At 67.7% G+C, this 12,117-nt stretch carries 17 protein-coding genes; 1 reads left to right on the plus strand and 16 read right to left on the minus strand.

The window, feature by feature from the left end; all coding sequences use genetic code 11:
- Positions 1-162 precede the first annotated feature (162 nt).
- Genes AC0L4C_RS18350 through AC0L4C_RS18360 form a run of 3 tightly spaced genes read right to left on the minus strand, consistent with a single transcriptional unit; the run spans position 163 to position 1,197 of the window.
- Positions 163-696, minus strand: coding sequence for a phage tail tape measure protein (locus tag AC0L4C_RS18350; protein ID WP_473401172.1), 534 nt, complete (start codon positions 694-696; stop codon positions 163-165).
- Entirely contained in the window at positions 689-886 is a 198-nt protein-coding gene (locus tag AC0L4C_RS18355; protein ID WP_473401173.1) for a rcc01693 family protein, read from the minus strand. Before AC0L4C_RS18355 ends, AC0L4C_RS18350 begins: the two co-directional genes overlap by 8 nt.
- Complete coding sequence (locus AC0L4C_RS18360; RefSeq protein ID WP_473401174.1) at positions 883-1,197, minus strand: gene transfer agent family protein; 315 nt, start codon at positions 1,195-1,197, stop codon at positions 883-885. Before AC0L4C_RS18360 ends, AC0L4C_RS18355 begins: the two co-directional genes overlap by 4 nt.
- A gap of 68 nt (positions 1,198-1,265) precedes the next feature.
- Here AC0L4C_RS18360 and AC0L4C_RS18365 point away from each other — a divergent pair, with 68 nt between their 5' ends.
- The gene (locus AC0L4C_RS18365; protein WP_473401175.1) at positions 1,266-2,519 is read left to right on the plus strand and encodes a 3-phosphoshikimate 1-carboxyvinyltransferase; all 1,254 of its coding nucleotides are present in this window, start codon (positions 1,266-1,268) and stop codon (positions 2,517-2,519) included.
- Between the two features lie 181 nt (positions 2,520-2,700).
- Here AC0L4C_RS18365 and AC0L4C_RS18370 read toward each other — a convergent pair whose 3' ends face one another.
- The 13 genes from AC0L4C_RS18370 to AC0L4C_RS18430 form a co-directional block, all read right to left on the minus strand.
- The gene (locus AC0L4C_RS18370) at positions 2,701-3,042 is read right to left on the minus strand and encodes an endonuclease domain-containing protein (protein ID WP_473401176.1); all 342 of its coding nucleotides are present in this window, start codon (positions 3,040-3,042) and stop codon (positions 2,701-2,703) included.
- 225 nt (positions 3,043-3,267) lie between these two features.
- A complete protein-coding gene (locus AC0L4C_RS18375; RefSeq protein WP_473401177.1) occupies positions 3,268-3,681 on the minus strand; it encodes a phage major tail protein, TP901-1 family in 414 nt (137 codons plus the stop codon).
- Positions 3,682-3,827: 146 nt separating this feature from the next.
- On the minus strand, positions 3,828-4,208 hold the full coding sequence (locus AC0L4C_RS18380; protein ID WP_473401178.1) for a DUF3168 domain-containing protein: 381 nt from the start codon (positions 4,206-4,208) through the stop codon (positions 3,828-3,830).
- The gene (locus AC0L4C_RS18385; protein WP_473401180.1) at positions 4,205-4,543 is read right to left on the minus strand and encodes a phage head closure protein; all 339 of its coding nucleotides are present in this window, start codon (positions 4,541-4,543) and stop codon (positions 4,205-4,207) included. Before AC0L4C_RS18385 ends, AC0L4C_RS18380 begins: the two co-directional genes overlap by 4 nt.
- On the minus strand, positions 4,540-5,106 hold the full coding sequence (locus tag AC0L4C_RS18390; protein ID WP_473401181.1) for a head-tail connector protein: 567 nt from the start codon (positions 5,104-5,106) through the stop codon (positions 4,540-4,542). Before AC0L4C_RS18390 ends, AC0L4C_RS18385 begins: the two co-directional genes overlap by 4 nt.
- A gap of 539 nt (positions 5,107-5,645) precedes the next feature.
- Positions 5,646-6,869 (minus strand): phage major capsid protein, encoded by a 1,224-nt coding sequence (locus AC0L4C_RS18395; protein ID WP_473401182.1) that lies wholly within the window; start codon positions 6,867-6,869, stop codon positions 5,646-5,648.
- An 8-nt stretch (positions 6,870-6,877) separates the two neighbouring features.
- Positions 6,878-7,369: an HK97 family phage prohead protease gene (locus tag AC0L4C_RS18400; RefSeq protein ID WP_473401183.1), complete on the minus strand. Its 492-nt coding sequence runs from the start codon at positions 7,367-7,369 to the stop codon at positions 6,878-6,880.
- The gene (locus tag AC0L4C_RS18405) at positions 7,366-7,509 is read right to left on the minus strand and encodes a hypothetical protein (RefSeq protein WP_473401184.1); all 144 of its coding nucleotides are present in this window, start codon (positions 7,507-7,509) and stop codon (positions 7,366-7,368) included. The genes AC0L4C_RS18400 and AC0L4C_RS18405 overlap by 4 nt, the downstream gene beginning before the upstream one ends.
- A 124-nt stretch (positions 7,510-7,633) precedes the next feature.
- Positions 7,634-8,008 (minus strand): hypothetical protein, encoded by a 375-nt coding sequence (locus tag AC0L4C_RS18410; protein WP_473401185.1) that lies wholly within the window; start codon positions 8,006-8,008, stop codon positions 7,634-7,636.
- A gap of 303 nt (positions 8,009-8,311) precedes the next feature.
- Positions 8,312-8,500, minus strand: a complete 189-nt coding sequence (locus tag AC0L4C_RS18415; RefSeq protein WP_473401186.1) for a hypothetical protein — start codon at positions 8,498-8,500, stop codon at positions 8,312-8,314.
- A 287-nt stretch (positions 8,501-8,787) separates the two neighbouring features.
- Positions 8,788-9,948 carry a phage portal protein gene (locus tag AC0L4C_RS18420; RefSeq protein ID WP_473401187.1) on the minus strand — a complete coding sequence of 387 codons (1,161 nt, stop codon included), beginning with the start codon at positions 9,946-9,948 and terminating at the stop codon, positions 8,788-8,790.
- 398 nt (positions 9,949-10,346) lie between these two features.
- Positions 10,347-11,591: a DNA-packaging protein gene (locus AC0L4C_RS18425; RefSeq protein WP_473401188.1), complete on the minus strand. Its 1,245-nt coding sequence runs from the start codon at positions 11,589-11,591 to the stop codon at positions 10,347-10,349.
- On the minus strand, positions 11,569-12,012 hold the full coding sequence (locus AC0L4C_RS18430; protein ID WP_473401189.1) for a hypothetical protein: 444 nt from the start codon (positions 12,010-12,012) through the stop codon (positions 11,569-11,571). The genes AC0L4C_RS18425 and AC0L4C_RS18430 overlap by 23 nt, the downstream gene beginning before the upstream one ends.
- Positions 12,013-12,117 lie beyond the last annotated feature (105 nt).

A 12,117-nucleotide genomic window follows, 5' to 3' on the forward strand; every position in this document is an offset into this window, starting at 1 on the left:
GGTCCTCCCCCGTTCACGGGGGAGGGGGACCAGCCGCAGGCTGGTGGAGGGGGCGATGCATCCGGGGCGTCTCAGTCGGGACCTCTCTCCCCTTGAGGGAGAGAAAGCGAGACTTGCGAACGCAGTGAGTTGGTCGCAGCCAGAGAGGGGTGGTCCAGACGCTCAGCTCGCCCGCGTTCCCCGCCGCACGACCCGCAGCAGCATCGCGGAAATTTCCGCCTCGCTCGCGGCAAAGCTCCGGGCATCCGTCGCCGTGACATTGAACGTCACGTTCACCGATCCGCCACCGCCAGTGACACCCAGCCGCCCATCCGGGCCACGCGCCAGCGGCAGGATAGCTTCCGCTCCGGCCTCGCCCATCAACCCCAGCCCGCGCCCCAGCGGAAAATAGCTCGGCGCCGCCACCACCCCGCCCTTGGCGAAAGGCGTGATCGCCGGATTGCTGGCGGCAAGGACATTCTCGACCAACCCGCCCACCAGCGTGCCCAGCGGCTTGAATGCGGCCTGCAGGGCAATGTCGGCAAAACTGCGCGCCACCTGCCCCAGCACGGAGTTGAGCGATTTGCCGTCGAGCACGGCGCCACGAAACGCCCGGCTCAGCGATCTGGCCACGCCATCGGCAAGGTCGCCAATGCGCTCGAGCTCCACCGATAGGTCGCCCAGTTCGCTGCGAAAATCGTCAAAGCCGTCAGCCATGGGTCACCTCGTCAGGAAATCGCGCCATCAGTTCGTCCAGCCCGTCGCGGCCTGGCGGCGCCGTCCGGCCGCTGCGGGCGCCGAACGCCGCCGCCAGTTCGCGCGGCGTCAGCCCCCAGAAGTCCTTGCTCGAAAGCCGCAGCACGCCGAAGCCGAAGGCCATCGCCTCGGACCACGGAAACGCCCTCATGCCGGTTCTCCGAAGGTGGCGCGCAGCAATCGTGCCGCGATCTCGGCGGCGCCCTTCAGCCCGCCCTCGATATGCATGCGGGCGAGATCGTCGTCGGTCACCGCATTGCCGCCGCCGCGCAATCCCGCGCCGATGATGGCGGTCAGGTCCCGCGCCGTCACCCGGCCGCCGGCAAAGCGCTCGCTCAGCCCCACCAGGTCGCCGGCCTGCAGCCGGGCCTCCAGTTCGGCCAGTGCCCCCAGCGTCAGGCACAGCAGTTTTTCCTCACCCTCGATGATCGCGCTGACCTCGCCGCGCTGCGGGTTCGCCATAGCCGTTTCTCCGATTTGATTTTCTCTGCGGCTGCCGCTACGACCGGCGCCAACAGGGGTTTCTCAACATGTCCGACGCGCTCGAAATCGTGCCGCCCAGCCACCCGCTCCGCGGCCGCGTGTCGCCGCCCGGCTCGAAGTCGATCACCAATCGCGCCCTGCTGCTGGCCGCCCTCGCCAGGGGCACGAGCCGCCTCACCGGCGCGCTCAAGAGCGACGACACGGCGCGGATGGCCGAAGCGCTGATCGCCATGGGCGTCAAGATCTCCGAACCAGACGCCACGACCTTTGTGGTCGAGAGCACCGGCCGGCTGATGGCGCCCTCCGCACCGCTGTTCCTCGGCAATGCCGGCACCGCGACGCGCTTTCTCACCGCCGCCGTTGCGCTCGTCGATGGCACGGTGATCGTCACCGGCGACGAACACATGCAGAAGCGGCCGATCCAGCCGCTGGTCGATGCGCTGCGCCAGCTCGGCGTCACCGCCGATGCACCCTCCGGCTGCCCGCCCGTCACCGTCTACGGTACCGGCGGTTTCCCCGGCACCTTGGTCACGCTCGACGCCGGTCTCTCGTCACAATATCTCAGTGCCGTGCTGATGCTGGCCGGTGGTGGCGACCACGCGGTCGACATCACCCTCGCCGGCGACAATATCGGTGCCCGCGGCTATGTGGATCTGACGCTGGCCGGCATGGCGCATTTCGGCGCGCGCTTCAGCCAGACCGGCTCCGGCGCCTGGCGCGTCGAAGGCACCGGCTATACCGCCCGCGACTTCCACATCGAACCCGACGCCTCGGCCGCCACCTATCTGTGGGCCGCCGCAGTGCTGACCGGCGGCGCCATCGACCTGGGCGTACCCACCGACGAGTTCACCCAGCCCGATGCCAGATCAGCCGAACTGATCGCCATGTTCCCCAACATGCCGGCCGAAATCGACGGCTCGCAGATGCAGGACGCGGTCCCCACCATGGCGGTGCTGGCCGCCTTTAATAACAATCCGGTCCGCTTCGTCGGCATCGCCAACCTGCGCGTCAAGGAATGCGACCGCATCAGCGCCCTCTCGACCGAACTCAACCGCATCCGGCCCGGCCTCGCCGAGGAAGTGGGCGATGACCTCATCGTCCACGCCGACCCCGGTCTCATCGGCCAGACGCTGCCCGCCCGCATCGAAACCTACGCCGACCACCGCATCGCCATGAGTTTCGCCCTCGCCGGCCTCAAGATCGGCGGCATCACCATCCTCGACCCGGCGTGTGTGGGGAAGACCTACCCCGGATACTGGGACATGCTGCGCGGGCTGGGGGTGGAGACACGGGACGCATAACCCCTCTCTTGCTGCGACTAGTTCGCTCCGCTCACAAGTCTCGCTTTCTCTCCCTCAAAGGGGAGAGAAGCAACAAGAGCCGAGTATTCTCTGCCGGGACCTCTCCCCCCTTGAGGGGGAGGCGCGAGACTTACGAACGCAGTGAGTTAGTCGCAGCAGAGAGGGGTCCTGCCCCGCCGTTTCATCTCCGCCGCCCGACCAACGCCAGGATCGCTGTCGCAACTCCCTCGCGGTTCCGCAGCGCCTCGTTGTTCCACACCCGCAACGTCCGAAATCCGGCTGTCTCGAAATAGGCATCCCGCTGCTCGTCGCGTAAAGATCCCGCGTGCTGCCCACCGTCGATCTCGACAATCAGCATTTCCTCAAAACACACGAAATCAACGATGTAGGGCCCCATCGGCACCTGCCGCTTGAACTTCAGCCCATGCAACCGCCCGGCGCGTAGCATGTGCCAGATCGCTCGCTCGGCATCGGTCGGCCGCGCACGCATCACCTTGGCGAAGTGCAGATGAGGACTTGCCATTCCGACCTCCTGCACGAGAGCTAGCTCTGCCTGCCCGCGCCCCGCAAGACCCCTCTCTTGCTGCGACTAGTTCGCTGGCGCTCTCAAGTCTCGCTTTCTCTCCCTCACGGGGAGAGAAGCGCAAGAGCCGAGTATTCTCTGCCGGGACCTCTCCCCCCTTGAGGGGGAGACGCGAGACTTACGAACGCAGTGAGTTAGTCGCAGCAGAGAGGGGTCCTGCCCCGCCTATGCCGCCGTAAACCCCATCTCTCCCGCGCTCTCCAGCGCCATCTCGAACACCACCTCGCCGGCATGGTCGGCCGAAAACTCCAGGGCGACGATCTGGAACGGCCCCTCGACCGTGCCGAAATCGGGCAGGATCAGCTGCCACGCACGGATGGTGCCGGCAAAGAACAGCTCGCGGATGAGCGCGTCCGACGCCGCGTCCTTGAAGATGCCCGAGCCCGCCACCGCGGCGCGCTTGATGCCACCGCCGGCCAGCAGCTCGCGCCAGCGTCCGGCGCTTTCGGCGTCGGTGACGTCGATCGGCGCGGCGTTGAACGCCAGGCTGCGGCTGCGCAGCCCCGCCACCGTGACAAAACTCCCCGACCCCGTCTGGTCGAGCTTTAGAAGCATATCCTTGCCGCTCTGGGCGCTCATTTTTGTATCCTTTGCACACCCCTCGTCCGCCCTTCAGGCACCTTCTCCCCGGCGGGGAGAAGGGACGATGCGGAGAGGTCTCAGTCAGGTCCCCTCGCCCCTCCGGGAAAGGGTGGCGCGTCAGCGCCGGGTGAGAGGTCTTGCCATCAACTCGCCTCCGTCAGAAACCGCAGCACCACGGCGGCGCGGGCCAGGCCGGTCTCGCCGTCGATCGCGGTTTCGGTGCGTTCATGCCGGGCAGTGGTCACCAGCACGCCACCCGACAGCGGCCCGAGCCCTGCCGCCAGCACAGTGTCGGCCAGCGCCAGCGCCGCCTTGCGGCTCGGCTCGCCAGCCCAGCAATGGATGGCGACGCGATGCTCGAAGCCGGGCGCCATGTCGCCGTCGCGCGGCACGAGGTCGTGGCGGGCGATGGCGAGGTAGGGCGCGGCGGCGCCGTTGGGCGGCGCATCGAATACCGGTACGGCCGACGCCGCCCGCAGCGCGCCGACCAGCATGGCCTGCAATTCTACAATCGGGTGGGTCATCCGGTCACCTGCCGCTCGCTACAGCGGCAGGCGAGAAACGCCCGACGCCCGCCCAGCGGTTCGCTGCCCAGGATTTCCAGCTGCCGCCCCGCCAGCACGAAACGGTCGCCCGGCGCAATGCCGCTGCGATGCCGGATGACGACGCTGTGGCTCGCCACCATGCCGCGCCCGTCGGCCGCATTCGAGCGCGACAGCCCCAGCGGGCGTACCCGGCCCCAGAGCGTCAGCATGGGCATGTAGGTGACGGCGTGGCCGCTCTCATCCTCGGTGGTGGTGACCTTGCGCTGCCATTGCAGCCGCTCGGTCAGCCCGCCCAGCGGCACCTCGGCGCTCACAGCGACACCCGGCGATAGGGTGCCAGCAGCCGGTCGAAGGCGACCGGCACCACGGCGCCGGAACCGGCGACAATCACCGCGTCGCGATGCTCGAACCAGTAGCCGACCAGCACCAGGCAGGCATGCCGGAGATCGGCCGGCACCGCCGACCCGTCCTCGCCATAGCCGGCGACGTAGTCGATCTCGATGCCCAGCCGCTGGCGCAATGCCGGCATGCCCTTGATGTCCGCAGGCAGCATGAGCCGCCCTGCCTGCACCGAGAACTGCGCCAGCCCCAGTTCGTGCGGATCGTCATCGGCGTCAAAGGCGGTCACCGCCGTCAGCGTCGCCACCGGCCCAACCGGCAGCGCAATGGTCCGCGCGTGCGGCCAGGCATCGGTCACCAGCCGCCAGCTCTGCAGCAGCATGGCGCGCGCCGTGACGCTCTCGACATGCAGCCGCGCTGCCGTAACCAGCGTCGTTATCAGCCCGTCCTCGGCCGTGTCGTCGAGCCGCAGAAACGCTTTCGCATCGGCAAGCGATACCGGCTCCTCCGCGGGCCCCGCGAGAAGGTAGGAAATCATGGTCTTTCACCTTGTTGGAAGAGGTGGGTGGGCCGATGGGCCACAATGGCACCCACCCACCGGCGTCATCCCGGCGCAGGCCGGGACCCAGTATCCTCGATGCTGCGGCACATGCCGTGCACGCGCCACACGTCCCGTGTGTACTGGGCCCCGGCCTGCGCCGGGGTGACGATCAACGGGTTTGGAACTAACGCCCGCCCAGCCGGCAGCGCTCACTCCCGCAACAGCCCTCATCCTGAGCCTGTCGAAGGACGAGGGCGTGCCACCCTCTGAGCGGGGTGCCGCTAGCGCCGCCCCCCGTTCACCCCTCCCCCTTGAGGGGAGGGGCCGGGGGTGGGGGGTCCATTCGTGAACCACGGCACCCCCGGGCCAATGGCCCACAAAATGGCGCCAACCCATCGGCGGTCATCCCGGCGAAGGCCTGGACCCAGTATCCTCGATGCTGCGGCACATGCCGTGCCCGCACCGCACGTTCCGCGTGTACTGGGCCCCGGCCTGCGCCGGGGTGACGATCCCTGGGAGCGTCCCTTGCGCCTTTCTCAGCTCGCCGCGAACTTCAGCAGCTTGATGGCGTCAAAATCCTGCACGCCGCCGCCGACGCGCTTGGTGGTGTAGAACAGCACATAGGGTTTCGCGCTGAACGGATCGCGCAGCACGTTGACGCCCTGGCGGTCGACCACCAGATAGCCGCGGCGGAAGTCGCCAAAGGCGATCGGCGTGGTGCTGGCGGCGATGTCGGGCATGTCCTCGGCCTCGACCAGGTCAAAGCCCATCAGCGTCGCCTTGCCGCCCGGCGCATTGGCCGGCTGCCACAGGTAGTTGCCGTCGGCATCCTTGAACTTGCGCACCGCTGCCTGGGTGCGGCGGTTCATCACCCAGCTGGCGTTCTGCCGGTAGCCGGCCTTGAGCGCATAGACGAGGTCGATCAGCACGTCGGTCTCGTCGCTGGCCGGCCAGTCGCCGGCCACGCCCGTTGCCAGGTAGCCGATCTTGTCCCAGGCCCAGCTGGCCTCGGCGATCTGGGTTTCGCTGAGAAAGCCCTTGGGCTTGTTGGTGCCGTTGCCCGAGACGAACGCCGTCGTCTCCTGCTCGGCAAAGGCGGCGTTGACCTCGTCGGCAATCCACTGGCCGACATCCACCGCCGCGTCGTCGAGGAAGGCGCTGGTCGCCGCCGGCATGGCATAGAGTTCGGCGGTCGGGAAATCGAGCAGGTCGATGGTCTGCGCATTGGTCTGCGGCCGCGCCGCCGTTTCAGCCACCCAGCCCACCGCGGGACCGCTCAGCGCCACCGGCTTCTTGTAGACCGTGGTCGACACCTGCCGCACCGCGGCAATGGCGCGGATCGGCGAGATCGCCGTCAGCCGGCCAAGAATGTCGCTCTCGGTTTCGCTGGGCACCAGATAGCCGCCATCGGCATTGACGCCGATCGACAGCGCCTTCTCCTCGCCGCGCTTGATGTAGCCGGCAAAGGCGTCCTTGTATTCGTCGTGGTCCTGCGGCCGCCCGGCTTCCAGTTGCGGCCGGCTGCGCTCCAGTTGCGCCCGTTCCAGCGCCGATTTGGCATTGTCGAGCACACCGTTGAGCCGGTTGAGCTTTTCTTCGGTCAGCGCATCGCTGGCGCCGCGCTTTTCGAGCTCGGCAAGACGCCCGTCATTGGTGCGCTTGAACTCCTCGAAGGCGCCCATGAACTCGGCGAACATGCCGCCGATATCCCCCGGCGCCGCCGCCTTGTTCTCGAGGCGGTCGGTCAAAACTTCCGTCATTGCTGTCCTCATGGTTTGAGTAGCGAAAGCGCGGCACCCAGCGTGCCGGCCAGCCGGGCGCTCGACCCGGCCTCTGCAATCCGTGCCCGGTCGAGCATCGGGAAGGTGACGATGGAGATCTCCCACAGGTCGATCTGCCAGAGTTTTCGGGGGCCGCCGCGGGCCTCGCGGGTGGCGCGGACGGTGCGAAAGCCGATGGAAAGGCCATCGATGGCCCGCGTCTCGATCAGCCGCTGCAGTGCATCGGCGCGGGGCACGCCCGGCACCAGCCGGCCCTCGACCCAGAGTCCCGCTGCGTCCTCGCCGACCCGCTCCCAGACGCCCACCGGCTCCTTGGGATCGTGCTGGAACAGCATGCGGATCCCGGCCGCGCCGCGCCGGCTCAGGCTTTTGCCGAAGGCGCCCGGCATCACCATGTCGCCGCTCGCGTCAAGCGTGGTGAAGAGGCTCGCATAGCCGGCGAAGCGCCCATCGTCGTCGATCGGCAGCGGCCGCTTCATCGCTTGCCCGCCCTCGCGCCGCGGCTGCCCGCCCTGCCCTGCGGCTTGCCCGCCGCGGGCGTCCTCCGCGCGAGTTTCCCCGCCAGGTGCCAGGCAAACTGCCGGAACACCTGCTGCGCCTCTTCCGAGGTCGTCTTCATCGGTTCAGTCCTTTCGCTGGAACAGCCGGTTAAGGCTGGCGATCTCCTTGACGAAGTCCTCGAAGCGCCGGTTCGCCGCCGCCATCTCGCGCAGTGCCCAGGCGAGCAGCGCGCGCCGATGCAGTTAGTCAGATGGCAGCGGATGAGCTTCGAAGAACTGGTCGGCGTGCAGGATCAGCTCGATCTCTCGACGGCTCAGGACAAAGTCCGGGTGCTGCCGCGCTGTCTGCATCTTGCGATCCAGCCCAACGGCAGTTTCATGCGCATCGAGAGGCAGCTTTGCCGTTGACCTGATGACACAGCTTCCACCGTCCGGGGTTCGCCGTGACCTGCCGTCACGTCCAAACTCCACCACAGCCTGGCTGGTGATATGCCGCGCCACAAAGCGATCATCATCGGCATGGATGACGATCAGAATCTTCTTCTGTCCGCCCCCGGCGATGCCAAAGATGATGTCGCCGACCTTTATCGTATCCAAGGGGATTTCCTCGACTGCCATCGGTGAAACACTCCTCACTTGAAGGCCCTTGGATCGAAGTCACGTATGATCTTTAGCTGATCCGCTGGGCTCAAATGCTGTATGCCGAGGTGCTTCAGAGCACAGTCCCAGCATAATCTCAGTCCTTCAGCGTGTACCATCCCTGACGATCCAAATGATCCGGGCGCGAGGGTTCATCGCTTCGCCGCCGGTTGCGGCTTTGCCGCCGGTCGTCGCGGCCCATTGGTCCGGGCGAGTTTCCCCGCCAGGTGCCAGTCAAACTGCCGGAACACCTGCTGTGCCTCCTCCGAGGTCGTTTTCATGTCAGTCCTTGTGCTGGAACAGCCGGTTGAGGCTCGAGATTTCCTTGACGAAGTCCTCGAAGCGCCGGTTCGCCGCCGCCATCTCGCGCAGCGCCCAGATCAGCAGCCCCGAGGCCCCGCTGGCCCACAGAAACAATGCCAGATGCGCCAGGTCGCCCCGCTCGGCGATGGTCTTGGTCAGGTCATCCATCTGTCCCTCCCTCCTGCCGCTGCACGACAGCAGCGCCCATCGGCCTTGCAGAGGGTCGCCCCCGCCGTCGCAGCCAGCCCCACGGAGTGCAGAATGCCGCTCCAATCTCCCCACCCACCGTCATCCTCGGGCTTGACCCGAGGACCCATCTCGCCACAGCGCCATGCTCCGGCGTTCGGCGCCGGCGCCGCTAGATCCTCGGGTCAAGCCTGAGGATGACGGTGCGAGTGGGAACAGTGCGGTCCACGTCATCATCAAGGGCAAGGTCGCCAGTTAAAGCCGGGCCCTCATCCCCCGACCCCCAGCATACCCCGCTTCTCCTCATCGCTGAGGAATTCCGCCGCGCCGATGCGCGCCCAAAGCGCCGTGCGGTCCTCGGCCAGCGCCTCGACCCTTTCGAGGTCCGGCACGATGGCAAAGCCGCCGCCGAAGGCCGGGGCCAGCCAGAAGCCGAGGTCGTCGGCGACGCGGCGCACCAGCGGCACCACCGTCTGCCGCCACAAAGCGCGGTTGGCTTCGGCCATGTTGGCGTAGGTATTGTCGCCGGGAATGCCGAGCAGCATGGGCGGCACGCCGAAGGCCAGGGCGATGTCGCGCGCCGCGCCGTTCTTCAATTCGATAAAGTCCATGTCTTTGGGGCTGAGCGCGATGGTCTTCCAGTCGAGCCCGCCTTCCAGCACCATTGGCCGGCCGGCATTGTGGGCGCCGGCGAAGCCCTGCTCCAGTTCCGTCTTGAGCCGCGCGAACTGGTCGGGCGTCAGCTGGCCATTGGCGACCGAATAGACCAGCGCGCCGCTCGGCCGTGCTGCGTTGTCGAGCAGCGACTTGTTCCAGCGGGCGGCGGCATTGTGGATATCGAGGCTGGTCTGCGCCGCCTCCAGCGGGCTCAGCCCGTAGTGATCGTCGAGCGGGTGGAACAGTGCCAGGTGCAGCACCTTGGCAATCGGCGTCGACTCCTGGCTCAGGGTGCGCGTGGCGCCGCCGACGGCATAGGCATAGGCGCCCGGCCAGCCGTCCCGACCTGGCACCACCTTCATGCGGTCGGGCCGCAGGCAGTAGAGACCCCGCACTTCTCCCTCGATGATCGCCGCCTCGAGATAGGCATTGCCCGCCGTCTGCAGGTAGGCATAGACCGCCTCGAGCAGTTCGCCGCCCGACTGGCGCGGGTTGGGCCGCCGCAGCAGCGCCAGCGCCGGATGCTCAGCCAGCCGCCGGCCGCCTTCCTCGACAGCGAGCGGCACCGAGTTGGCCGCCTCGGCGATCATCCGCACGCAGCGGTGCACCACCGGATTGCGCACGAAGCCCTCATTGGCGAGGCTGACAAAGCCACGCCGGCTCCAGTTGGCATCGCCCAGCGCCGTCAGCGCCAGCAGACTCTGCGGCCCCACACTCTTGGCCTCCGCAGGCGCAGTCGATCGGCCGCTCAGGCGGCTCCACCAGTTGGGCATGTCTATCCTCTGACGTTTCTGCGGGTCTCGTTCTCAGCGTCCCTCGGACGCCCTCAGGGCGAGCCTGTCGAACCACGAGGGCGGTGCCTCAGTGCCCGGCCTCGTCCTTCGACACGGCTCAGGATGAGGTCTCCCCTCCAAAGGCGGGAGAGCCCCTCGCTCCCCTCCCCCTCGAGGGGAGGGGCCGGGGGTGGGGGTCCATCAATGACGAACCACACGCCCCCTCCCCAGCCCTCCCCACAAGGGGGAGGGTGTCCGCCGGTTGGATCGGCGAGAACGCGCCCCAGACTGGATCGGCACCTCCCCCCTTTGCGGGGGAGGTTGGGAGGGGGGAGAGCCCCTCGCTCCTCTCCCTCAAGGGGGAGGGACGACTGTTGCTTTGCGCCCTATCAAAAATCTCAGAACCGCACCCGCGGTTCGCTCCCCTGCAGCAGCAGGTCGGTGATGGCCCAGACCAGCGCATCGACCCTGTCGGGCGAGTGGCCCTCGCTGCGGCCGTCGGCGCCGAAGGCGCACATCTCGTCTTCCAGCGCCGCGAGGCCGGGCATATGCCGCACCCTGCCCTGCGCATAAAGCGTTGCCACCGGTTCGGCCCGCAGCCACTTGCCGCGCATGGCCCGCACCGCCTTCACCGGCACACCGGCATCGACCTGGCCGATCACGGTTTTCACCATGTCGCCGCCCTGGTTGACCTCGACCACGATGCAGTCGGCGCGATGCGCATGAAACGCGGCGACCGCCCGCCGGGCCCAGCCCATCGGGCTGGCCGGCTGCAGCGTCAGGTCTTGCAGTACCACCGCGCCGCTCTCGGTCTTGCCCGAGACGATGATGCCGCAGGCGTCCGAGCGCAGCCCGCCGGTTACCGGCGGATCGACCGCCACGACGATGCGTCCCGGCGCCTCGGCCGTCGGCGACCGGAACATATGGCGCTGCCAGAGTGCGTCAGGCCGGTCCTCGATCAGTTCGCCGTCCAGTTCCTGCCGTCCGAGCACCGAGCCGCGATAGCGACCGACCACGGCGCTGAGAAAGGTTCGCGCCAGGTGCTTGTTCTCGTCGGTCTTCATCCGGCCCACCATGGTGGCCGGATCGCCGAGCAGGCGCTTGAGCAGCGGGATCGGCCGCGGCGTTGTCGTCGCCAGCTGCCGCGGATGATCCCCCAGTCGCAGCGCAAACTGCAGCATGTCCCAGGCCGCATCGGGGTCGGGCCATTTGGCCACCTCGTCGCACCAGGCCGCAGCAAATTGCGGCCCGCGGAACCGGTCCGGGTCGCTGGCCGACATGACGAAGGCTTCCACCCCGTTGCGCCAGCGCAGCACATTGTCCCGCACGCGCGGCCGTTTGTCGGCCGGATGCGCGCCGAGAATGCCGCTGTCGCCGCGCACCATCACGGTCACCGCCTCGGTCATCGTCTGGCCGACCAGCGCGATGGGAGAAATCTCCGCCTCGGCCAGCGCTCGCACCCATTGCGCGCCGGCCAGTGTCTTGCCCGAGCCGCGTCCGCCGAGCAGCAGCCAGGTGGTCCAGTCGCCTTCCGGCGCACGTTGTTCCGGGCGGCCCCAGCGCCGCCAGTCGTAATATTCGTCGATGACCCGCTGGTCGCTGTAGGTGCCATCGAGCGCGCTACGAGCGCTTAAGGTTTTCAATGCGCCGGGCCAGCTTGATGCGCAGGTCTTTCATGTTCTCGCCGCTGCCCGCCGGGGCCTTCGAGCGATCCTCGATAGTGACGAGCCTTTCCAGCGTCGCTGCCAGTTTGCCAAGCACGACGACCTCCTTGTCTCCGGTCCGGGTCATTTCAACAGTCTCCAGATGTGCAATCTGCCGCTCCAGCGCGCCGAAGAGCATGTCGATCAGGATCAGCCGATCCGTGTCGTCGGTGCGCAGCGTGCGCCATTTGTGCCGGGTGGCCCGCAGCAGCAGCGTGCTGCGGGTGATGCCGTGCTTCCGGCAGAGCGCCGGAAGGGTGAGATGTCCCGTCTGGTAATCGATGGCGACAATGTCCCAGTTCGGCTCCGCCGGCGCGACAGGCGGCTGTGCCAGTCCGTCGCCTTCAGGATTGTCCTCCACCCTCGCCCTCGCCCACTTCTCCGACCATGCCTGAACTCTACCCGACCAGCGTGACGCGGGGATAAGTCGGCTGAACTTTCTGCAAATCTGGTGCTGGCGCAGGGC

The organism is Devosia sp. J20-27, from assembly GCF_055808595.1.